This is a genomic window from Ghiorsea bivora (genome assembly GCF_000744415.1).
GTDB classification, from domain to species: Bacteria; Pseudomonadota; Zetaproteobacteria; order Mariprofundales; family Mariprofundaceae; genus Ghiorsea; species Ghiorsea bivora.
Genome location: NZ_JQLW01000012.1, coordinates 49,885 through 71,654, shown reverse-complemented (window position 1 = coordinate 71,654; position 21,770 = coordinate 49,885). Strand labels below are relative to the sequence as shown.

Here is a 21,770-nt window from a genome sequence, read left to right as displayed (position 1 = left end):
AACATGAATTTAAACAAAACACGTTGGATCATTTCCTTAAGCACATGTGCTGTGATTGCAGCAGCATGGGTAACTTGGCAGCCCAATACATCCATTACCCAAGCCAATGCTGCTACAGACTATGCGGAAATGAAAAAGTTTTCCGATGTCATGAATGCTGTTCGCCGCTATTATGTAAAAGAAACCACGGACAAAGAACTTTTTGAGGGTGCTCTCAAAGGCATGCTCTCTAACCTTGACCCACACTCCACCTATATGGACAAAGAAATGTTCAGTAAAATGATGGAAGACACCAGTGGCGAATTTGGTGGTTTAGGCATTGAAATTGCCACAGCCGAAGGTGGTATCAAAATCGTATCACCCATTGAAGACACCCCCGCAGATAAGGCAGGCATTAAATCTGGCGACCTCATTATTAAAATTGGCGATGTATTAGCGCGTGACATTACATTACCCGAATCCGTTAAACTTATGCGTGGGAAACCAGGTACTAGCATTACACTTACCATTTTCCGTGAAGATGAAATGCGTACTTTTGATGTAAAAATAAAACGCGATAAAATCCAAGTCAAATCCGTCAAAAGTGATATTTTAGCGCCTGGTTATGCGTATTTACGTATCACACAGTTTCAAGAGCATACAGCTGAGCAATTGCAAAAACAATTCGATGCCTTGCGTAAACAATCGGACAATAAAATCTTTGGTGCAGTGCTAGACTTGCGCAATAATCCTGGTGGTTTGCTGGATCAAGCTGTTGAAGTGAGTGATTTATTCCTTAATTCTGGTGGCATCGTGAGCACCAAATCACGCGTTGGAAACAATATGGACTTTAAAGCAGAGAAAGGTGATATTTTAAATGGTGCACCATTGATTGTTTTGATTAACGGTGGTTCTGCCTCAGCATCTGAAATCGTCTCAGGTGCACTCCAAGATAACAAACGCGCTGTACTCATGGGCACACGCAGCTTTGGTAAAGGCTCTGTTCAGCGCATCATTCCATTATCGGATGGCTCTGCCTTTAAATTAACCACTTCTTTATATTACACACCCAGCGGACGTTCTATTCAAGCTACAGGCATAGACCCTGATGTAGAAGTTAAAGCTGTACGTTTAAAAATCGAAGATGACGGAAGCAACCGACCTTCCCGTGTTTTTGAAGCCAATATGAAAGGACACCTTGCCAATGGTAATGGTAAAACCAAAACCAAAAAAGAAGAAGAAGCAGTACCTGGCCACCCGAGTGAACAAATGGTTGAACGTTTGACCAAAGATGTACAATTACAACGCGCTGTAGACTTACTTCAAGGGTTACACGTACTCCTAAAGACTTCTTAAACAACACTTGAAGAAAAAAACTAAAAAAAAGAAACAACAGCAGGCATTTTGGTTTAAAATCTTACTCACTATCCTACTTATACTTATTGTATTATTGGTATGGGTAGCTAGTGAGAAAAAGGTTGCATCCAACATCTCACAAATACTTGTTTCTGAGAGTCCAAGTCATACTGAGCCCGATATAGCACAAGTTATCGCACCACTACTTGATGACACATATGTGCTTACCTTTGAAGATGAACTTCCAGACCCTGTCTTCAAGAGTTCTACGAAACAAGTAAGCGTTCACCCTGCCGAAAACAGACATGTATTAAGTCTTATTATTGATGATGTTGGTTATGATTTACATGCCCTAGAACGTTTAATTGCGCTTCCTTACACCATTACGGTATCTATTCTGCCCGATTCCCCTCATGCGAAAGAAGCAGCCATGATGGCGCACCAACACGGCATACAAGTCATGCTGCATATGCCCATGCAAACTGCCAACCCTAAATATCAACAAAAGATGGAAAAGTTTTACTTACATCAAGATATGGATAAACAAAGCTTTACCACGGTGTTTGAGCAAGCCTTAGCGAAAGTGCCTTATGTTGAAGGTGTAAATAACCATATGGGATCACTGCTCACATCCAACCCAAAATCCATGCAATGGCTTATGGAATTATGTAAAAAGCATGGTTTATTTTTTATCGATTCCCGAACATCTTCCTCGTCCGTGGCTGCTGAAGTTGCGCAGCAATCAGGTATTCTTTGGAATACACGGGATGTATTCTTAGACCACGCCGTAACGCCTGTATCTCTGCAACATGCTTGGAACTCCATGCTTTCATGTGTCAAACGCAAGGATAGCTGCATCATGCTTGCGCACCCGCATCAAGAAACTTTAAATTTTTTAAAAAAACACGCGCAAGGTATCAGCTTACAAGCATTTGTTAGTATCTCTGAAGCACTGAAGCAGGATTAAAACATGACTTCTTGTAAACGCTGGAAATCATAAGGTTTCTGCACAACACCTGCCAAGCGAATACCCTTGAATTGTTTATAAATATCTTCTTCTGCATAACCACTGGCAATAATAATCTTCAAGTCTGGCGTTAGTTTTAATAGCTCTGTCGCACATACCTTGCCACCCATTTCAGGCATAGTCATATCCAGCAATACCACATGAATCTCATCCTTCTTAGCTTGATAGATTTCCAATGCCTGTTTGCCATTTTCTGCCAAATAGGTTTCATAACCCAAATCTTCTAACATGGCTTGCGCTGTCTCTAAGAGCATTAACTCATCATCAACAATCAGCACCTTTCCTCGTTTTTCTGCATGTGATAACTGCGGCATAGTGTCCCCTTCAGTTTCCATTTTTTTTCCATGCTGGCTGATGGGGAAAAAGACTCTAAATGTTGTTCCCTGATTCAATTCGGATTCTAAAGTAATAAGCCCGCCATGCCCTTGTACAGTACCTAACATGGCACTCATACCCAAACCCCGACCTGTAAACTTAGTGGTGAAAAAAGGTTCAAAAATTCGCTGTTGCGTTGCTTCATCCATACCACAACCTTCATCACTCACTTCAAGGCAAACATATGTCCCCTGTTTCACTTCGGCCATACACTGAACTATGCCTGCTACTTGCTTATCCCCAGCAGCTAAATCTATACAATATGTACGCAAACGAATTGTCCCACCATGTTCACGCATCGCTTCATTTGCATTGGTAATCATATTCATGACCAACTGTTGAACCTGTGCAATATCACCATCAAAATACGGAAGATGCGGCTGAAGTTTATAATCCACGGATACATTCTTTAATAAACTAACTTCTAATAAAACTGACATATCATGCACCAGTTTCGAAAGCTCCAGCGGTTTCATATTTAGCGTACCCTTACCCGCGTAGGTTAACATCTGCTTGCACAAGGAAGCAGCTTTTTTACTTGTTTCTTCAATGCGACGCATAAAAATAAACTCTCTGGAGTCTTGGGGTAAACTTTTACGTATTAATGATGCATTGCCTAAAATGACCGCCAGAAGGTTATTAAAATCATGCGCAATACCACCTGACAATACCCCTAAAGATTCTAGATGTTGGGCTTCCAAAGCTTTTTTCTGAACCTCTGCACGCTCAATCTCTGCCTCAACACGCTTGGTCACATCCAAACTAAAACCAACAAGCCCCTGATAAATATCATCTTCAAATAATGGAACTTTAATCACTTCACAAACCATCGATGTGCCATCAGCCGCAGTATAAAATTCACTGGAGCGGTATATACTCCCACTGCTTTTACAAATTTCATCGGATGCTTTGCGTGCACTTGCTTCTTCGCTGGCAACCAATGTGTAATCATCATCAGCTTGCAATAATGCTTTTTTATCCACACCAATCATCTCAGCATAAGCATCATTTACAAATTGTAATTGACCAGCTTGATCTCGCATCCAAATACCTGCTGGCGCTGAAGATAAAATAACATCCAACATGCGATGTTGTTGTTTGATATCCCTAATCATTTGGTTTTGATCGGTAATATCCAAGGCAATGGTTAATGTTACGGGCTCTCCATCTATCATAAGCCGCGTACGATTTGCCAACATTTCATGCTGTTTACGCTGACCTTCTGGTGTTATATAACGCACGGGCATAGCCCAAACACTTTTACCCGTTCGCGTAATATCCTCAACTTGTGTTAACACACTTTCACAGTCGTCAGGGTGTAAAAAGTCTGTGATTGGTCTGCCAACCACATCGTGAAGTGACTTATTCCCAATAAGGCGCAATGTGAATGGGTTCAGATATTGAATCACCCCTTGTTTATAAATCACAACACCAACAGGGATATGTTTTAGCACTTGCCAAAAACGCAACTCACTTTCAGCAAGTGAATTTTCACTATGCTGTAGCCTTGTATTCAACTGCCAAAGTTGATACAAAAGGAAACCTATAACCACTAGCAATATGGATAACGCAAACTCGTCTATAAAACCGACAACATTTTGGCTAAATCCGCCATCAACAAACTTCGTTTCACCTTTACCTAACCCCTGCTTATCTAGATCATGAGCCCTTGATATATAAGGCATTGCAAACGTAGCCCACAAAAGTATGAGACTACGAAACAAAGAGTGCTTAAACTTAGCATTCATCATATTAGATCATTAGCAAAGACGGCTCCAAATCTTTAGGCGTTTCAATCTGCATCATATCACAGACTGTTGCTGCCAAATTTGCGAGCCCAACGTCCTGCTGTGCTACTTCACTTAACTGGTATTTACCACCAGCTTTAAACAATATACATGGTACGGGGTTCACCGAATGTTTGGTACATGGTTCATCGCCACTGGCTTTATGTGTTACCATTTCTTCAGCATTACCATGGTCTGCAGTAATAATGGCATTACCACCATGTTTTTCTAACGCATCAACGATTAATCCTACCGCTTTATCCACAGCTTCCACCGCTTGAATCGCAGGCGCTAATTTACCACAATGCCCCACCATATCGGCATTAGCAAAGTTGATGAGCCCAAAACCATATTCACCTGTTTCAATAAGCTCAACAGCCTTAGCCGCAATCTCAGGCGCTTTCATTTCTGGTTTATCAGCAAATGAGACACCTTTATCCGAATCAATCAAAATATATTCTTCTAGGCTATCATCCAATGGTTTACGGTACCCCCCATTAAAGAAGAACGTGACATGCGGGAATTTCTGGGTTTCAGTGAGGCGGAACTGTTTAATCTTTTTATCCACCAAATATCTACCCAGCGGATAATCCACTTTGGTGGGGCCCATCAGTTGTAATTCAGGCATATTTCTATCTTCATCAAATACCATCATACCTGCATACACCACATCAGGTGTTTTAATACGGTCAAAACCTTGAAAGTCTTCCATCACAAAAGCTTCGGTAATTTCGATGGCTCTATCACCACGGAAATTCATCATCAATACCGCATCACCATGTTCAATCACAGCTTTGGGTTTACCCAAATCATCATCAATAATAATAAAGCTATCCATATCTTGATCAATAAGATTGGGGTTGGTCGCACGCAATGCTGTGATGCCTTCAATGACTGAGCCAAACTCATGCTCTGCTTCACCCAATACCATGGCATCCCAACCACGTTTAACTTTGCTCCAATCTTGGTCTCTATCCATAATGGCATGTTCACGACCTGATGCAGAAGCAAAAGCATAGTCCCTATCACCTTTGGCATTGATTTCAGTGAACAGCTCTTCTAACTGCAACACATAATCTTGTGCCGATTGAATACCCACATCGCGCCCATCCAATGAGGCATGAACATATAAACGCTCAACATCTTGCGCATCAGCATAATTAATCACTGCCTTAAAGTGGTCGATATGGGAATGAATATTACCATCGGACAATAAACCAAGCAGATGAATTGCCCCACCATCTTTACCCACTTTAATCACTTTCGCCAAAGCCTTGGAATCATAAAAAGAACCATCAGCAATAGCATTATTGATGCGTGTTGGTCCCTGGTCGAGAATTTTTCCCGCGCCCATGGTCAAATGCCCCACTTCCGAACCACCCATGTCTTTCATGGATGGTAAACCAACAAACTTACCATGCGTATTGATTTCAGTGTAAGCACATGTGCTTTGTAATCGGTCAAAGTTGGGCGTATTTGCCAAGGCAATCGCATCATCATCGCGCCCAGAACCCACGCCCCAACCATCCATAATAATCAATAATGTTGTGTTATGTTTATTTGTCATAAATCTAAATCCAATTCTTCCCAAATATCATCAATATGTTGTTTCACTTCATCCGTCATGGTGATGGTTCGACCCCATTCGCGGTCGGTTTCACCTTGCCATTTATTGGTGGCATCAATGCCCACCTTTGAGCCCAACCCTGCAACAGGTGAGGCAAAGTCCAAATAATCAATCGGCGTATGTTCTGCCATGGTAAAATCACGCACGGGGTCGCAACGGGTGGTGATTGCCCAAATCACTTCTTTCCAATCGCGACAATCAATATCCTCATCCACCACCACGATAAATTTGGTGTACATAAATTGCCTCAAATACGACCACACCCCAAACATAATACGCTTGGCATGACCTGCATATTGTTTCTTAATCGACACCACCGCCATGCGGTATGAACAACCTTCCATAGGCAGGTAAAAATCAATAATTTCAGGGAACTGTTTGCGCAAAATGGGCACAAACACTTCATTAAAAGCCAAACCAAGCACAGCAGGTTCATCAGGCGGTTTACCCGTATGCGTAGAATGATAAATCGCATCCTTACGTTTACTTATTTTTTCTACGGTAAACACAGGAAACATCTCGGTTTCATTGTAATAACCCGTATGGTCACCGTATGGACCTTCTTCAGCATATTCATCAAAGGAAATAAAACCTTCCAGTACAATCTCTGCTGAGGTTGGCACTTGCAAGTCCACCACCGAGCAAGGAGTTAATCGTGTTTTCTCGTTGCGTAATAACCCTGCAAACTGGTATTCAGAAAGCGTATCTGGAATGGGTGTTACGGCGGCTAAAATAGTGGCTGGATCTGCACCAATCACCACAGCACATGGAAAGGGCTCACGTTTTTCTGTTTTGCTAGCCTCTTGATGATCAATCGCACCACCACGATGTTTCAGCCAGCGCATGATAAGTTTGTTTTTGGCAATTTTTTGCTGTCTATAAATGCCCAAGTTTTGTCTGTCTTTATGTGGTCCTTTGGTAACCACCAAACCCCAAGTAAGCAAAGGTGCCGCATCTTCTGGCCAGCAGGTTTGAATAGGTAGTGTATCAAGGTCAACCGCATCACCTTCAACCACCACTTCCTGCCAAGGTGCTTTACTGACAATTTTTGGTGACATATGCAGAACTTTTTTAAACACAGGAAGTTTTTCCCATGCATCTTTAAACCCTTTGGGCGGTTCAGGCTCTTTTAAAAAAGCCAACAACTCACCAATTTCACGCAACTCACTTGCCGACTCTCGTCCCATACCCAAAGCAATACGTGTATCTTTGCCAAATAAATTAGTCAACACTGGCATATCATGGCCTTTCACATTCTCAAACAACAATGCAGGACCACCAGCTTCTAAAACACGCTGAGAAATCTCCGTCATTTCCAATTCAGTACTGATTTCTGTTTGAATGCGTTTAAGTTCACCGCGTTTTTCTAAGTCGGCAATAAAATCACGCATATCCTTATAACTCATGAAATAAAATCACCCTTCAATTTCAAAAATCGTATCTAGTTTTGCCAACTCAAACACATCACGCACCGTTTCACTCAAACCCGCCAGCACAAAACGCCCCCCTGATGTTTTGCTCCATTGTAAACCTTCCACCAATGTAGCAATACCTGATGAATCCATAAATTTTACATCGTTGAGAATCACACGAACAACTTCGAGGTTACTGGCAAACAAAGGCTGCAATGCATTGCGTAATTCTGGTGATGTTTGAATGGTCACATCACCTTTGACGCTAACTGTTGCTTCTTTTTCCACATGTTCTGTTTCAATATGAAGACTCATACTTCTTTATCCTTTGTTTCTGAAATATTAAAAACCAAACGCCACAGGTTGCCATCTTCGAGCGGGATATGCTCAAACGTTTCCGTGATAGCATAAATCAAATGCATACCTAAACCACCAGCTACAGGGTTTTCTTTTAAAGTTTCTGGGCAAACACCTTTACACGTTGTAACATCGTCAATGGTTGGTGCAAAATCTCGCAACTTAATTTCCAGCTGACACGGAGAACCTTTCACCCCAGTCCACCGAGCTGAACACTCAATATCACCACCCTTATTAACATAACCATGTGCATGAATATTGGCAAACAACTCATCCAATGCTAAAGCAATCCGGTTGATTTGAATATCACTTAAACAAACCCCTTCGCAAGCTTGCTCAGCCAAACCTTGTAATGCCTGCAAACCTTCTTTGCAGCCACTCAAATGAAGTTTAAACTTAGATTCTTTAACGTTCAGTTCAACCACTCCTCATTTTTTATACAAAGCAAGCTTAGCATCTATTATCTAAGATGTTAAAATATAATCTACTATTTCATCTTCAGGCACATCAACTTCAGAAATCGACAAACCAGACATCGAGTGCCCCGCCTTATTCACCGACCTTGCATCCCCACTGTTCAACGGATGCCACTGAGGCAAAGGTTTACCTTCAAATGTTAAGCGATAAGCACATGTTTCAGGCAACCACAACATTTCTATATCGGTAAGTTTACGAATATCCAAACATTCAGGAACTTGCGAAAACCTTTCTTTATATTGTGTGCAGCGGCATGTGCTCGCTTCAAAAAGCTTGCAGGCAACATTCGTTCTTAGAATCTCGCCTGTATCTTCATCTTCAAACTTATGCATACAACACTTGCCACAGCCATCGCACAAAGCTTCCCAATCCGCCTCATTGATATGCTCATGCCAAGTGGTTTGCACTGACGTTGACATATCTTAACTACGCGCTGTAACTTCCAACAAGTGGTAACCAAATTGAGTTTGCACAGGGCCTTCAATAGTTCCAATGTCTGCAGAGAATACCACTTTATCAAATTCAGGAACCATTTGACCTGGGCCAAACTCACCCAAATCGCCACCTTGTGCTTTGGATGGGCATGATGAATATTTCTTAGCTGCTTCACCAAAATCCAAACCTGCTTCAATTTCCGCTTTAACTTCTAAACATTTTTCTTCTGTACTCACCAAAAGGTGACGTGCTGATGCTTTTGCCATGATAAACTCCTTAGTTATAATTTTGGCAACAATACTGCTTTTTGCTGCCTATCGCCACATCGTTTATGCTAGCGGTCATGAACACTCTATCAGGACAAGGCATAATAGTTGTGGGCAACGGTTTGGCTGGCTGCCTATTGGCGTGGACATTATTGCAGCAAGGTAAAAAGGTGCATATTTTCGCAGGCGACAAAGCCTGCGCTTCACGGGTTGCCGCAGGGCTTATTAACCCTGTGACAGGGCAACGCTTCGTTTTAGCAGAGCAAACTCCCGAAATGCTAAACTTTGCACATCAGTTTTACCACCACATCGAAAACACCCTTAATGTTTCATTCTTCCATACAAAAACCATGTTTCGACTCTTTAATTCACAAAAAGAGCAAGAAAACTGTAAAAATCGCCTGAAAAACAATAAATATAAGGACTATCTCAAAGAACAGAGCATAACCACAAACCTCAAACAAGAACATGGTAGCATTGTGCAAACACATACAGCTTGGTTGGATACAAACACCTTACTGGATGCCTTACATACTTATTTTAAACAGCAAAACATCATCACCTACCGCAACGTTGAAACTACTCATTCTGAACAAACAGCTATCTACTGCGAAGGGTATCACATGATGTCCAATCCATTGTTTTCATGGCTACCTCTACAACCTGCCCATGGTGAAATCATCACCTGTAATACAGAAAACATACTGCCAGACGCCATCATCAACAAAAGCAAATGGCTATTGCCTATGAATAAAAAAACTTGCCGTATTGGTGCAACTTTTGATACAAAAATAACCACCCCCACCCAACTCGAAACATCCAAACAGCAACTTCTGGCATTTGCCAATGGCCTTTTTCATGCATCCTACAATTTCAAAGTTACCCAACATCAAGCAGGCATACGCCCCACCACCTTAGACAAACAACCCTTCATTGGCTTTCACCCCAAACAAAAAAACACTGCTATATTTAATGGTTTTGGCTCTCGAGGCAGCCTACTCATCCCTTGGTATAGCCACCTCTTTACCCAATCACTCTTAACACACGACCCTATCCCTGCAAAAGTGGATATCAGCCGGTATTCCAATCTGCTTAACCAGTGATAATTACCACTAGGATTAGCAACACCTCCACTGTAAGCTTCACGCATTAACATTTACTTGGATACAAAGACATTAAGGAACGAACTCTCACATGACAGAGCGTCAGCAAACATCGCGAAAAAAACTCAAAGGATTTTGTGCTTCGCATCCCAACCCCCTGTTTCTCACCGAAAACTTACGCGTCACTTCTTACAATCAAGGCATGAAATCCTTACTATTTATACCGGCGCGGATAATCTATCAAATTCCGGCTCATAAACACCCAGAGGAAATGCAAGGTTTGATTAATAAATTTAGGTGCGATGTTATTTCTTCGCATGAAACACCCATCATAAGTGAAAACTACACCCCTCTTGCTAAAACGCTAAGCGTACTCAAATACAATATGCGTAAGGTTCATTTGCATGAAGGTGCTATGCTCTTGAAAAAAGGGGATTATGCTGACTATGTTTACCTAATCCTAAAGGGGGATCTTGTAGTCAGCAGCAGCAAGAGCAATAATCTATCGTTACTTTATCATTTACATGCTGGAAGCCTACTCGGTAAAGTCGCGCTCAACAAATTAATGGATGTATACTATCGCTTCCGCGAACGTATCCGAGACAAAACAGCAAGTTTTTCCACACAAGCAACTCGCATCATGAGTTTACAAGAAACATCATCATTAAAAACATGAGACTCACAGACATTGCACAAGCTTGGCTAGCAACCAACATCCATGAAGGTGACAACGTTATTGATGCGACACTAGGCAACGGTTTTGACACTTTATTCTTAGCAAAGCAGGTCGGCAAAACGGGGCATGTATTTGGCTTTGATGTGCAACAACAAGCACTCACAGCTACAAAAACATTATTGGAGCATCAGCCCTGCCAACAAAGTTTTTTTCTGGCCGGTCACGAAACCATGCACCAGCATATCCCTGAAGAAGTGCATGGTCATATTCAAGCCATTATGTTTAATCTTGGTTGGCTGCCACATGGTGACAAAAGTATTATCACGCATGCTGATACCACTCTTATTGCACTGCAACACAGCTTGCAACTGTTAGCACCCCTTGGCTGCTTAAGTATCATGCTTTACCCAGGGCATCATGGTGGTGACCTAGAAGCGACGCAAATAATTACCTGGCTACAACACAAACATACACACACCAACAATTTCAAACTCGAACAAATTTGTGTGCCACATAGCCCTAAAGCACCTATTTTGCTTCAAATTCAGAAAGAAAACATCTAAGCTTTAATCCATATTGAAAGCAGGAAGGTGTTCATGCGTTTTTTCTCATACGTTTGTCTTAGCATTTGCTTATCCTTTATAGGGTATACTTCTGCCTATGCTCAAAACACAACCGAGCAAACCGTATCTTCCTTTTTTCAATCACTAAACCCAATTGCAACAGGTGTTATTTCAACTCATGCACCAACACGCTCTCTGACCCCTATGCTTATGCTTGCGCAAAACAATTGGAACCAACTTAGCCCTGAAACACAAGCTTTGGTAAATCCTTGGCTACTACGCCCAGACAATGGCATTGGTAGTCCGCCATCTGGTGTAAACTTTTATACTGACACGCAAATCCCAAATCTTTCAACCCTATCAACCACGCATTTTTTATTTCATTATTTGGATGACACGGCATATCCCAATGATGCCAACCGAGCCAACGCAGCATTTGTTGCCCAACTTGCCATCGAAGCTGAAACGGTCTGGACACAAGAAACTACTACCATGGGTTACACTGCCCCACCCTCTGATGGAACTTTAGGTGGTGATGGGAAGTATGATATTTACCTTTTAGATATAGGTGCTGTTGGCATCTATGGTTATGTCACAGGCGACCCTCAAGTGCGTACAGGTTCACCATACCCGAACAGCGTTTTTACACACATGGTATTGGACAATGATTTTTCAACCAGTCAATTTTCTTACCCCAACTCACTTACCCCTGCACAAGTCACACTTGCCCATGAGTTCTTCCATAGCATACAAATGGGTTATGATGGTACCGAATTCCCTGCCGTATTAGAGTCTCTAAGCACATGGATGGAAGACAAGGTATACCCGAACATCAAAGATAATTTGCAATATATTGGTGAAGTTTATACAGACAGTGATGGCAATAGCCAATTTACGCTTGGTGAAAGTTTCATTGATAGAAATGGCAATGGTTTACGAGAGTCTGGCAGCCAAGATTACCCCGAACTTCCCCTTGATTCCTTTGGTCTCACCGCAACAGGGCTTGAACAATATGGAAGGTTTGTTTGGATACGTTATTTATCAGATAAACATGGTGATATACTCATCAAAAACATTCTCACAGCAATGGGACAAACATCGGGGAACAATACCTATACCGCCATAGATACATCGCTAAAAAACATAGGTTCATCCCTTTCTATCGCGTTTCATGAGTTTGGCATTTGGAATATTGATATAACCCAATACCAAAATGGTGCCGACTACCCTATTGCTTGGGGTGACAATTTATTTCAAGGTGGTGCCAATATCAGCAGCAATGCTTCTATTGCGCTTCAACCCTTCTCTGGCAAACAAAAACATTTGTCCACCGTATATGAACTGATTCAAAACCCTGTAGGCACTTATACATTTACCACAACAGGCACAGCAAAACTTAGTGTGCTTAGCCAAAATACAGCTGGCGGAGCTTACTCACTCACCCCCATTCCTTTAAACGCAGGGCAAGCTGTATGGACACCCCCCACAGGGTTATCCAAAATTACGTTTGTGATTTCAAATACTTCAGCAACCAATGATAATATGACATGGCAATTAACAGATGGTGTAACCCCAGCATTGCCCGTGCTGAGTAGCACTAACCCACCCATTGCCTCAAACAGCGGTGGCAGCAGTGGCGGATGCCTAACCTCAACAACAAACAATATATACATTATGGTTATGGCTCTTATTCTTACCCGCCTTACTGCTTATCAAACAAAAAAACATCCGCAAAACACTTGTCTTTGCCAACAAGGATCAATAAATGTCTAACAAGGACAATATACCTGAACAAGGTCAAAAGATTCGTTATGGTAAATTGATTCGCCATATTTCCCTACGGCAGAATATTGTGAGTTTCAATGATTTTGCAAAAAAACAACAAGCCTTTAAGAAAAAAAACAATAAGAAAAACTGCGTGTCCTTACGCGGCATTGATATATACCGTTTACTTGCGCCTTACATCAGCAGTCGTTTCCTTGAACAAGCCAAAGCTGTTATCCCCTTGGCAGTCTATTTAATACTGTTCCAAATTCTCGTGCTTAACCAAGCCGTGAGTGCCCCTGTGATGATTGCTTCAGGTTTGCTCGCCGTCATCATTGGTTTAATGTTATTTATGGAGGGGTTGAACAAAGGTTTAATGCCTTTTGGTGAAGTTATTGGGCAAAACCTACCTGCCAAAGTGTCGCTACCCATTGTACTCATGATTGCCTTTATGCTCGGTATCGGTGTTACATTTGCCGAACCTGCAATTGGTGCACTGCAAGCTGCAGGCAGTATTCTCAAAGTACAAAACGCACCCTATTTGTACACCATGCTCAATGAATGGAGCGGCACATTGGTGCTTATTGTAGGTTTGGGTGTAGGTTTTGCCGTTGTTCTTGGCACATTGCGTTTATTGTACGGTTGGAGCCTTAAACCATTTATTTATGGCTCATTAACACCCGCCTTATTGCTGACTATATGGTTGATGCAAGATGATGAACTCGCCAAAGTGCTCGGTTTGGCTTGGGATTGCGGCGCTGTTACCACAGGCCCCGTTACTGTACCCTTGGTCTTAGCCCTTGGTATTGGCATTGCTTCAACTGCTGGTCGCGGCAATAGTGCCTTATCAGGTTTTGGTATTGTTACACTTGCATCCTTATTCCCTATTATTGGTGTCATGTTGCTCACTATTTTTGTAGCTTCAACCACCACCCCCGAAGCCATTATCGATGCTGCATTACATAGCACACACATTGCATCTACAACGATACCTGCTTGGTACCAAACAAGCCCTAGCACAGAAATCTTATCAGGCTTACAAGCCATTGTACCATTGGTTGTATTCTTAATGTTGGTTCTGCGTTTGGTATTGCGTGAAAAGTTACCAACACCCGGTATTATTATTTATGGTATTATCTTATGTGTATTGGGTATGATTATATTTAGCATTGGGCTTCGCTTTGGTTTATCATTGCTTGGCGAACAAGCCGGCGCACTCTTATCATCTGCATTTGCAGTGATTGAAAGCGTGAAAGAATCACCCATCTATACATGGACAATTGGTTTTACCATTGCTTTAATCTTTGCTTGGTTGCTTGGTTTTGGTGCTACCGTGGCTGAGCCTGCGCTGAATGCATTGGGCAATACCGTAGAAACATTAACCAATGGTGCATTTGAGAAAAAACTACTCATTTATGCTGTTGCTTTTGGTGTAGCTTGTGGCATTGCACTCGGTGTGGTTAAAATTGTTTTGGGTTTACCTTTATCATGGTTTTTAATCCCTTTATATAGCTTAGCATTGGTGCTCACTTGGTTTTCCACCGAGGAATTTGTGAATGTTGCATGGGATAGTGCAGGTGTAACCACTGGCCCTGTCACCGTGCCTTTGGTGTTGGCCATGGGTTTAGGATTAGGTAATGCTGTGGATGCAATTGAAGGTTTTGGTATCTTATCCTTGGCTTCTATTGGTCCTATTTTAACTGTGCTCATGACAGGTTTATGGGTACAGTACCAAATTTATAGAAAACACCTTAAAAATGAGCGCCAGATTGAAGGAGACCTTGCATGAGTATTCAACATATTAATGTCTTAACCGATGTATTCCTTATTACCTGTATTGTACAACGTGGTCGTGCAAAAGCCGTGCTCAAAGCTGCCCAAGATGCAGGCGCTCAAGGTGCTACCATTCATTATGGGCATGGTTTTGGGGTGCAAGAGTTGCTTGGCGTACTCTCTGTAGCAATTAACACTGAAAAAGAAATTATTAATATTCTTGTACCCAGTGACTTGCGCGACATGATTTTTGAAAAAATGTCCATTGCAGGTCACATGGATACTCCTGGTATGGGTATGATTTATTCCACCCGTGTTGAAAAAGCCGCAACATATATCCCACAGCATATTTTGGATGCTATTGCCGAAAGTGAGGCTGCAAAAAAACATGCGTAAACTCATTACCTGTATTGCCTCCGAAGACAAAGCCAAAGAGGCCATTGAAGGCGTGGCTAAAACCTTTGGCATACAAGCCATGGTAAACCACTTTGCCCGTGGTTTTGGACGAAGCTCCCCCTTAGGCACACAAAAACTTGGTCAACAAACAGAAAAAGTTATCATTAGTGTAATCGTAGACAAAAAACAAGTAGATGAAATCTTTGCCTATATCTTTCATGCCGCTGGTTTGGATCAGCCGCATGGTGGTATTATTTATGTGACAGCTGTACAACAAGCTGTAATCAGCCCATTGGCAGAAATCCAAGAAGATCATGCCAATGCGTAACACTCACTTGCAAGCCTATGCACCACAAATCAGCATTACCCAATATCTGAAACATCTATGGGTGCTGCCCGTATTGTTGCTTGCCATGCAAGCCATCATTCGTTTGACCAGCAACCCCGTACTCACAACCATTTCACCTTGGTTATCCATGATTGCGCCTATTATTTTTATAATCACCTTTACCATCGCTGCATTCTGGGTTCACCAGCCCATTCGCTACGCATTAAAAACACATAAACACTTAGCGCTTGAACAAGCCATGGCGAGTTTACCTATGCGTGCCATCAAAGCTTTTGGTTTGGCATCTTTAATTTATATTATCTACTTACTCGCTGTTATTGCTATTTCCTCTTCGTTCTCTGAGCAACCACTTACGCCGCGTATGATGGTTGCCTTGTATCTAAGCATCACTTTTGGTTTGGGTATACTCACCCCCACCATTGCTGTGACACTAACCATGGCATGGATGGCAAAATCACGTAAGCGATTATCCAACCAAAACCTTTTTATTGGTAACCTTGAGCATTTTTCTACCTACCCTTGGATTATTCGCTCATCCAACCGACCTTGGCTTATTTTTGCGATTACCAGTTTAATTCCAGTCAGTATCTTGGGTGTATTTACTTGGTTGATGTTAGGCACAACAGATGAAACAGAACAACACTTTATCTTGATGCAAGCCATTGTTCTTTTTTGTCATTTGATTCTTGGTGGCACAGCCTTGGTATGGGTAACCAGCCGCACTATCTACCGCATTACACGTGAACTGGTATCAGGACTCAACTTCTTACGCCAAGGTAAATTTGATGGGCATGTTGCCATCATGATGGATGATGATATGGGCGACTTGGCACGTGGGCTCAACACTGCACTTGCAGGCCTTAAAGAGCGGGATACACTCAAGGATGCACTTGCCATTGCCAGTGATATTCAAAAAGGGCTAATGCCACGTGGTGAACCCAATATCACAGGTTATACTGTCTCTGGTTTTCAAGAAAGTTGTTATGCCGTGGGTGGCGACTATTATGATTATATCAAACGTGAAAATGGTAATATATGGTTTGTTATCGCAGACGTGGCAGGTAAAGGTTACCCCGCAGCTCTAACTGTCGCCAATTTACAAGCCATGTTACATGCACTTGCCAATGGCGAAAACATTTCATTATTTGATGCTGTCAAATACGCCAATCAATCATTATTCCAATCCTTACAAGGCGGGCGTTTTGTTACCCTGTTCATGGCTGAACTCAACCCACAAACCCATACATTAGAGTGGTTAAATGCTGGGCATATACCGCCGTTGGTATGGCAGGAAAATCATATCATACGGCTTGAAGCAACCACGCCTCCTTTGGGTATGTTGGAAGACCTTCCTCTACGTACAGAAACATTGGATTTCATGCAGGGTAATGTACTTTTCGCTTGCACAGATGGTATTACCGAGGCTAAAAATAAAACATCTGACATGTTTAATGATCATCGCGTTGAAACATGGTTTAGAGAACGCCATGCCTTGGATCCATCCGTATTGCCCACATCATTATTGGCACGTTTAGAAGATGAGGGTTTTACTACCCATGATGATGATATTACGATGTTATGTTTAAAACGGAGAGACGCATGACCACAACAAATACACATACCCGCATCGAGACCGACTCCATGGGTGAAATGCAAGTCCCTTCTACGGCAATGTATGGCGCAAGCACTGCGCGTGCCGTAGAAAACTTTCCCGTTTCTAATCTGCGATTCCCGCGTGTATTCATCAAAGCTCTGGGGCAAATCAAAACTGCAGCCGCAATTGTAAACGTCAAACTTGGAAAACTTGATGACAAACAAGCAGAACTTATTCAACAAGCGGCCTTAGAAGTTGCTCAAGGCAAGTGGGATGCACATTTTGTGCTCGATATTTTCCAAACAGGCTCAGGTACATCCACCAATATGAACGCCAACGAAGTGATTGCTTCCCGCTGCGCACAGCTCAACAAAGGCGCAAACATTCACCCCAACGACCACATCAATATGGGGCAATCTTCCAATGATGTGATTCCCACAGCGATTCATCTGGCTGCAGCCGATGTATTGGTACATCAATTGATACCCGCATTACAACATTTGCATACTGCTTTGCTAGACAAAGCCACTCAAAATAAGGATGTGGTCAAAATTGGGCGCACCCATTTAATGGATGCAACGCCTATCACTTTGGGACAAGAAATTTCAGGTTGGGCAAGGCAAATCGAGCTTGGCATAACACGTTTAGAGTCTTGTTTACCACGTATCACAGAACTTGCCCAAGGTGGCACTGCTGTGGGCACGGGTTTAAATACCCATCCTGATTTTGGCAAAACAATGGCAGTCACCTTATCCGAAAGTTATGGCATTGATTTTCATGAAGCCTCTAATCATTTTGAAGCCCAAGCCGCCCAAGATGCTGCCGTAGAACTTTCGGGTGCACTGAAAACAGTCGCTGTGTCCTTGGTGAAAATCGCCAATGATGTACGTTTGTTAAACATGGGCCCTCGCTGTGGCATTGCCGAAATATCTGTGCCTGCTGTTCAGCCTGGTTCATCGATTATGCCAGGTAAGGTCAACCCTGTGATTGCCGAATCTATGGCGCAAGTTTGTGCGCAAGTGATTGGAAATGACGCCGCTATCACCTTTGGTGGTGCATCAGGGTTATTGGATTTGAATGTGATGTTACCCATGATGGCACATAATCTACTTGAGTCTGAAGAGATCCTTGCCAATGCCGCCATCATGTTTACAGACAAATGTATTGTCGGTTTAACTGCTAATATTGAAAAGTGTGAGCAGCAAATTGAATGGAGCATGAGCATGGTCACTTCCCTTGCCCCTGTCATTGGTTATGACAAGGCATCGGATATTGCAAAAAGAGCCGTTAAAGAAGGTAAAACCGTGCGTCAGTTATGTATTGATGAACAGATATTACCCATTGCAGAGTTGGACACATTGCTTGACCCAAGATCAATGTTAAACCCGCATGCCTGAACTGTTTACTTACGCCATTGCAACCATAAACCCAAAGTAATCAAAGCAGCAGATGAGAGAAGTGGTGGAGAGTTCCAAGCTTGCGTCCAAAACAAACCCGCAAGCACACCACCCAATAAAACTGCAAGAACAGGCAATAAAGCAAATAGGTTTATACCACTTTGTCGTTCTGGAAAACGTCTGTTTAATTGTGCGAAGTGTGCATTGATTTCACTGGGCAATTGCATCCACGCATGGATATAATGTTTGCTATCTTTGATTAAACGCTGGGTTTTACCTTTGGGACCCAAATGCTCCATCGCCCAACTTGAAATCAATGGTTTTGCCAATTCCCAAATATTAATCTCGGGGTGCAACTCACGTGTTACCCCTTCAATCACCACCATACTTTTTTGTAACAACAACAATTGCGGTTGTGTTTCCATTTGGAAACGTTCCGTTACAGCAAACAAATAAAACAATAATTCTGCCAAAGAAATATCTTTGAGCGGGCGGTTAAAAATAGGCACAGCAATTTCTCTTAAAGCATCCTCAAAAGCAGATACATCCGTATCATAAGGCACATAACCCGCCTCAATATGCACTTCTGCCGCACGTTTATAGTCTTGCTTCAGAAAAGCTAACATCATGTCTGCAAGGTAAACCCTGCTTTGCATTTCCAACCGACCCACAATACCAAAATCTACAAGCAAGATTTCACCTTTATCCGACACAAAAATATTACCTGGGTGTAAATCTGCATGAAAATAACCATCCACAAACACCATATGGAAAAACATATTTTGCAAATTCTTACACAAGGTCAGCGAATCATGCCCTGCCGCAATAAGTTTATCCCGCTCATCGATGGGCGTGCCATGAATACGCTCAGTAACCAACACCCCTTGATTGGTAAAATCCCAGAAGACTTGGGGTACACCCACACCTTCAATATCCGCCAGTTGATCCGCAAAGCGACTGGCATGTGCACCTTCTGAGCGTAAGTTTAACTCACCCAAAATAGTCACCCCAAACTCTTCGACAACCTGCGGTGCTTTTAGGCGTTCATATTCAGGAAAATAACGATCAAACAGGTTCGCCAACATACGTAAAATAGACAAGTCAGCTTCAATCGTGCGGTCAATATGTGGGCGGCGAATTTTTACTGCGACATCTTGTCCATTGTGTAATGTCGCAAAGTGTACTTGGGCGATGGATGCCGCAGCTACAGGTTGCTCATCAAAGCTAGCAAACACACCATCTGCACCAATAGCCTCACGTTTATATGCCTTATTCAGCAAGCAGTGAATCACATCAAAAGACTCAGGCGGCACATTATCTTGCAGTTTTTTCAACTCCATAGCTACATCCAAAGGCAATAAATCCACCCTTGTTGATAACATCTGTCCAAACTTAATAAAACTAGGGCCAAGGCGCTCCAATGCTAAACGAATCTGCACACCCAGTTCTTTGGGTTTGTACTCGGAACTAAACAAACTAATAAACCAAATATAAGGGCTAAATAAATGCAAGCGAACCGCAATCGCCGCCAAACCATGCGTGGCTAAAACATGAATAATATACAGTAGTCGAATATTGCGACGTAGCCCTTTAAATATCATACCTTCTCTTGTTGAGCTTGTTGCATCTTATGTTCCAACTTATCCAACTGGCGCTGCAATTTATTCACCTTTCTGGCAACCGATTCCACACCCGCTTGCCAAAGCTGCAAGTTTTCTGCAGATGGTGTATCCATGCTGCGCAATGCATGGTCAATCAACTTGGTGGATTGTTCACGCATTTTCTTCTCTGCATCAATCAGACCGTAAGCAGCTTTGGCAACTTTACGGCCAAAGAAATCACCAAAAGCACGTCTAAGCTCAAACTCCCAATCCAAATCCAGCTCATGCAATAGCTTTTGAAATAATAACATGGCTTGTGAATCACCCGATAACTTCAATACTTGCTGCATCACCAATGCATCAGGGTCTTCCTTGGCAAAACTAAGGCGTGCAAAACCAGTGACTGTGGACTCAATTTTCACATCGGGCCGTTGCTCTGAAGATGGGTGTACCCACACCGTACCAGCTTTAAAACCAATGAATAACACAGCACCCGTATCTTTAATAAACACACGAAAAACTTTACCTTCTAAATCATCTAAAGTTGAAGCCAATTCTTGATTATCTTTAAAGAATACCTGCAATACAGAAGCCAAAACCACGCATTGTACGGGCACTGGTATCAGCTTTAAGGGTAAAAACATCACACTCATACTTTATAACCCCTATGCATTGCCACAACACCACCCGTCATATTGTCATGCCGCACCAAAGAAAAACCCGCTTGTTTAATCCACTTCTCAAAACGCTTTTGGTCTGGAAAACGACGAATAGATTCTACAAGGTATTGGTACGAGTCTCTATCTCCCGTAATCATTTCACCCATAGCAGGGATGACATTAAAAGAGTAGGTATCATAAATAACATCAAGCATAGGTAAAACAGGTTTAGAAAATTCCAAACACATAAACTGGCCACCAGGTTTGAGTACACGGTAAAACTCTGCCAGACCAGCAGGTACATCCACAAAATTACGAATACCAAAAGCAATGGTCACCAAATCAAAACTGTTATCCGCAAATGGAAGCTTGGTACCATCCGATTGAATGCAGTCTGCTATGCCTGGTAACAAACCCTCATCTAAAGTGCGCCTCGCCCCTTCGTGAAGCATAGGGCCATTCAGGTCTGTTAAAACAACACTTGCTTGACGATTGACCTTATTTAACAAACCAATAGCGATATCACCTGAACCTGCGGCTACATCCAAAGCCCTGCCACCTTTTGGCAACACTGCCTTAGCAATAAAACTTCGTTTCCACAAGCGATGCATACCACCGCTCATCACATCATTCATAATATCGTATTTGTAAGCAACAGAAGAAAAAACTTCCATGACTTTACCTGCTTTCTCATCTGCCGCGACAGTTTCAAAGCCAAAATGCGTTTGTTCTGTTGAAATTTGTTCTGTTAAAGGTTGTTCAGTCATGGGGCAAGCGTAACAGCGAAGTTACTTATT

The 21,770-nt window shown here is 42.4% G+C and carries 21 protein-coding genes; 11 read left to right on the top strand and 10 right to left on the bottom strand.

Features of this window, described 5'->3' with window-relative positions:
• Nucleotides 1-3: 3 nt before the first annotated feature.
• Nucleotides 4-1,335 carry a S41 family peptidase gene (locus DM09_RS10345; protein ID WP_038250846.1) on the top strand — a complete coding sequence of 444 codons (1,332 nt, stop codon included), beginning with the start codon at nucleotides 4-6 and terminating at the stop codon, nucleotides 1,333-1,335.
• Between the two features lie 7 nt (nucleotides 1,336-1,342).
• Nucleotides 1,343-2,302 carry a divergent polysaccharide deacetylase family protein gene (locus tag DM09_RS11235; protein WP_051938396.1) on the top strand — a complete coding sequence of 320 codons (960 nt, stop codon included), beginning with the start codon at nucleotides 1,343-1,345 and terminating at the stop codon, nucleotides 2,300-2,302.
• Here the strand turns inward: DM09_RS11235 and DM09_RS11230 are convergent.
• The 7 genes from DM09_RS11230 to DM09_RS10305 form a co-directional block, all read right to left on the bottom strand.
• Nucleotides 2,299-4,422, bottom strand: coding sequence for a PAS domain-containing hybrid sensor histidine kinase/response regulator (locus DM09_RS11230; RefSeq protein ID WP_198401671.1), 2,124 nt, complete (start codon nucleotides 4,420-4,422; stop codon nucleotides 2,299-2,301). The genes DM09_RS11235 and DM09_RS11230 overlap by 4 nt on opposite strands.
• 67 nt (nucleotides 4,423-4,489) lie before the next feature.
• On the bottom strand, nucleotides 4,490-6,091 hold the full coding sequence (gpmI, locus tag DM09_RS10330) for a 2,3-bisphosphoglycerate-independent phosphoglycerate mutase (protein ID WP_038250843.1): 1,602 nt from the start codon (nucleotides 6,089-6,091) through the stop codon (nucleotides 4,490-4,492).
• Complete coding sequence (ubiD, locus tag DM09_RS10325) at nucleotides 6,088-7,557, bottom strand: 4-hydroxy-3-polyprenylbenzoate decarboxylase (protein WP_038250841.1); 1,470 nt, start codon at nucleotides 7,555-7,557, stop codon at nucleotides 6,088-6,090. The genes gpmI and ubiD overlap by 4 nt, the downstream gene beginning before the upstream one ends.
• Before the next feature lie 9 nt (nucleotides 7,558-7,566).
• The gene (locus DM09_RS10320) at nucleotides 7,567-7,878 is read right to left on the bottom strand and encodes an STAS domain-containing protein (protein WP_038250839.1); all 312 of its coding nucleotides are present in this window, start codon (nucleotides 7,876-7,878) and stop codon (nucleotides 7,567-7,569) included.
• Nucleotides 7,875-8,345 carry an ATP-binding protein gene (locus DM09_RS10315; protein WP_038250837.1) on the bottom strand — a complete coding sequence of 157 codons (471 nt, stop codon included), beginning with the start codon at nucleotides 8,343-8,345 and terminating at the stop codon, nucleotides 7,875-7,877. The genes DM09_RS10320 and DM09_RS10315 overlap by 4 nt, the downstream gene beginning before the upstream one ends.
• 39 nt (nucleotides 8,346-8,384) lie before the next feature.
• Nucleotides 8,385-8,816, bottom strand: coding sequence for a YcgN family cysteine cluster protein (locus DM09_RS10310; protein ID WP_038250835.1), 432 nt, complete (start codon nucleotides 8,814-8,816; stop codon nucleotides 8,385-8,387).
• Nucleotides 8,817-8,819: 3 nt separating this feature from the next.
• Complete coding sequence (locus DM09_RS10305; RefSeq protein ID WP_038250832.1) at nucleotides 8,820-9,098, bottom strand: peptidylprolyl isomerase; 279 nt, start codon at nucleotides 9,096-9,098, stop codon at nucleotides 8,820-8,822.
• A gap of 77 nt (nucleotides 9,099-9,175) precedes the next feature.
• Between DM09_RS10305 and DM09_RS10300 the strand changes: the two genes are divergently transcribed.
• The 9 genes from DM09_RS10300 (at nucleotide 9,176) to DM09_RS10260 (ending at nucleotide 18,713) form a co-directional block, all read left to right on the top strand.
• Nucleotides 9,176-10,201, top strand: coding sequence for an NAD(P)/FAD-dependent oxidoreductase (locus DM09_RS10300; RefSeq protein WP_038250830.1), 1,026 nt, complete (start codon nucleotides 9,176-9,178; stop codon nucleotides 10,199-10,201).
• Nucleotides 10,202-10,292: 91 nt separating this feature from the next.
• Nucleotides 10,293-10,877 (top strand): cyclic nucleotide-binding domain-containing protein, encoded by a 585-nt coding sequence (locus tag DM09_RS10295; protein ID WP_038250827.1) that lies wholly within the window; start codon nucleotides 10,293-10,295, stop codon nucleotides 10,875-10,877.
• Nucleotides 10,874-11,440: a tRNA (mnm(5)s(2)U34)-methyltransferase gene (locus DM09_RS10290; RefSeq protein WP_051938393.1), complete on the top strand. Its 567-nt coding sequence runs from the start codon at nucleotides 10,874-10,876 to the stop codon at nucleotides 11,438-11,440. Before DM09_RS10295 ends, DM09_RS10290 begins: the two co-directional genes overlap by 4 nt.
• A 204-nt stretch (nucleotides 11,441-11,644) precedes the next feature.
• Nucleotides 11,645-13,213: an MXAN_6640 family putative metalloprotease gene (locus DM09_RS10285; protein WP_157753694.1), complete on the top strand. Its 1,569-nt coding sequence runs from the start codon at nucleotides 11,645-11,647 to the stop codon at nucleotides 13,211-13,213.
• On the top strand, nucleotides 13,206-14,993 hold the full coding sequence (locus DM09_RS10280) for a DUF1538 domain-containing protein (RefSeq protein WP_051938392.1): 1,788 nt from the start codon (nucleotides 13,206-13,208) through the stop codon (nucleotides 14,991-14,993). Before DM09_RS10285 ends, DM09_RS10280 begins: the two co-directional genes overlap by 8 nt.
• Complete coding sequence (locus tag DM09_RS10275; protein ID WP_038250824.1) at nucleotides 14,990-15,373, top strand: P-II family nitrogen regulator; 384 nt, start codon at nucleotides 14,990-14,992, stop codon at nucleotides 15,371-15,373. Before DM09_RS10280 ends, DM09_RS10275 begins: the two co-directional genes overlap by 4 nt.
• Entirely contained in the window at nucleotides 15,366-15,701 is a 336-nt protein-coding gene (locus tag DM09_RS10270; RefSeq protein ID WP_038250822.1) for a P-II family nitrogen regulator, read from the top strand. The genes DM09_RS10275 and DM09_RS10270 overlap by 8 nt, the downstream gene beginning before the upstream one ends.
• Nucleotides 15,694-17,325 carry a PP2C family protein-serine/threonine phosphatase gene (locus tag DM09_RS10265; RefSeq protein ID WP_051938400.1) on the top strand — a complete coding sequence of 544 codons (1,632 nt, stop codon included), beginning with the start codon at nucleotides 15,694-15,696 and terminating at the stop codon, nucleotides 17,323-17,325. The genes DM09_RS10270 and DM09_RS10265 overlap by 8 nt, the downstream gene beginning before the upstream one ends.
• A complete protein-coding gene (locus DM09_RS10260) occupies nucleotides 17,322-18,713 on the top strand; it encodes a class II fumarate hydratase (RefSeq protein ID WP_038250820.1) in 1,392 nt (463 codons plus the stop codon). Before DM09_RS10265 ends, DM09_RS10260 begins: the two co-directional genes overlap by 4 nt.
• Nucleotides 18,714-18,718: 5 nt before the next feature.
• Here the strand turns inward: DM09_RS10260 and ubiB are convergent, their stop codons facing one another.
• Genes ubiB through ubiE form a run of 3 tightly spaced genes read right to left on the bottom strand, consistent with a single transcriptional unit; the run spans nucleotide 18,719 to nucleotide 21,740 of the window.
• Nucleotides 18,719-20,314 carry a 2-polyprenylphenol 6-hydroxylase gene (gene ubiB / locus DM09_RS10255; protein ID WP_038250817.1) on the bottom strand — a complete coding sequence of 532 codons (1,596 nt, stop codon included), beginning with the start codon at nucleotides 20,312-20,314 and terminating at the stop codon, nucleotides 18,719-18,721.
• Nucleotides 20,311-20,967 (bottom strand): ubiquinone anaerobic biosynthesis accessory factor UbiT, encoded by a 657-nt coding sequence (gene ubiT, locus DM09_RS10250; RefSeq protein WP_038250815.1) that lies wholly within the window; start codon nucleotides 20,965-20,967, stop codon nucleotides 20,311-20,313. Before ubiT ends, ubiB begins: the two co-directional genes overlap by 4 nt.
• Complete coding sequence (gene ubiE, locus DM09_RS10245; RefSeq protein WP_051938391.1) at nucleotides 20,964-21,740, bottom strand: bifunctional demethylmenaquinone methyltransferase/2-methoxy-6-polyprenyl-1,4-benzoquinol methylase UbiE; 777 nt, start codon at nucleotides 21,738-21,740, stop codon at nucleotides 20,964-20,966. The genes ubiT and ubiE overlap by 4 nt, the downstream gene beginning before the upstream one ends.
• Between the last annotated feature and the right edge of the window lie 30 nt (nucleotides 21,741-21,770).

What these genes read in the sequence shown, in the direction of transcription:
- DM09_RS10345 (WP_038250846.1), top strand. Translation starts at nt 4, where the DNA reads ATGAATTTAAACAAAACACGTTGGATCATTTCCTTAAGCACATGTGCT.
- ubiD (WP_038250841.1), bottom strand. Translation starts at nt 7,557, where the DNA reads ATGAGTTATAAGGATATGCGTGATTTTATTGCCGACTTAGAAAAACGC.
- gpmI (WP_038250843.1), bottom strand. Translation starts at nt 6,091, where the DNA reads ATGACAAATAAACATAACACAACATTATTGATTATTATGGATGGTTGG.
- DM09_RS10295 (WP_038250827.1), top strand. Translation starts at nt 10,293, where the DNA reads ATGACAGAGCGTCAGCAAACATCGCGAAAAAAACTCAAAGGATTTTGT.
- DM09_RS10280 (WP_051938392.1), top strand. Translation starts at nt 13,206, where the DNA reads ATGTCTAACAAGGACAATATACCTGAACAAGGTCAAAAGATTCGTTAT.
- DM09_RS10265 (WP_051938400.1), top strand. Translation starts at nt 15,694, where the DNA reads ATGCGTAACACTCACTTGCAAGCCTATGCACCACAAATCAGCATTACC.
- DM09_RS10300 (WP_038250830.1), top strand. Translation starts at nt 9,176, where the DNA reads ATGAACACTCTATCAGGACAAGGCATAATAGTTGTGGGCAACGGTTTG.
- DM09_RS10320 (WP_038250839.1), bottom strand. Translation starts at nt 7,878, where the DNA reads ATGAGTCTTCATATTGAAACAGAACATGTGGAAAAAGAAGCAACAGTT.
- DM09_RS10310 (WP_038250835.1), bottom strand. Translation starts at nt 8,816, where the DNA reads ATGTCAACGTCAGTGCAAACCACTTGGCATGAGCATATCAATGAGGCG.
- DM09_RS10290 (WP_051938393.1), top strand. Translation starts at nt 10,874, where the DNA reads ATGAGACTCACAGACATTGCACAAGCTTGGCTAGCAACCAACATCCAT.
- DM09_RS10305 (WP_038250832.1), bottom strand. Translation starts at nt 9,098, where the DNA reads ATGGCAAAAGCATCAGCACGTCACCTTTTGGTGAGTACAGAAGAAAAA.
- ubiB (WP_038250817.1), bottom strand. Translation starts at nt 20,314, where the DNA reads ATGATATTTAAAGGGCTACGTCGCAATATTCGACTACTGTATATTATT.
- DM09_RS11230 (WP_198401671.1), bottom strand. Translation starts at nt 4,422, where the DNA reads ATGCCTTATATATCAAGGGCTCATGATCTAGATAAGCAGGGGTTAGGT.
- DM09_RS10275 (WP_038250824.1), top strand. Translation starts at nt 14,990, where the DNA reads ATGAGTATTCAACATATTAATGTCTTAACCGATGTATTCCTTATTACC.
- ubiT (WP_038250815.1), bottom strand. Translation starts at nt 20,967, where the DNA reads ATGAGTGTGATGTTTTTACCCTTAAAGCTGATACCAGTGCCCGTACAA.
- DM09_RS10270 (WP_038250822.1), top strand. Translation starts at nt 15,366, where the DNA reads ATGCGTAAACTCATTACCTGTATTGCCTCCGAAGACAAAGCCAAAGAG.
- DM09_RS10260 (WP_038250820.1), top strand. Translation starts at nt 17,322, where the DNA reads ATGACCACAACAAATACACATACCCGCATCGAGACCGACTCCATGGGT.
- DM09_RS10285 (WP_157753694.1), top strand. Translation starts at nt 11,645, where the DNA reads ATGCTTATGCTTGCGCAAAACAATTGGAACCAACTTAGCCCTGAAACA.
- ubiE (WP_051938391.1), bottom strand. Translation starts at nt 21,740, where the DNA reads ATGACTGAACAACCTTTAACAGAACAAATTTCAACAGAACAAACGCAT.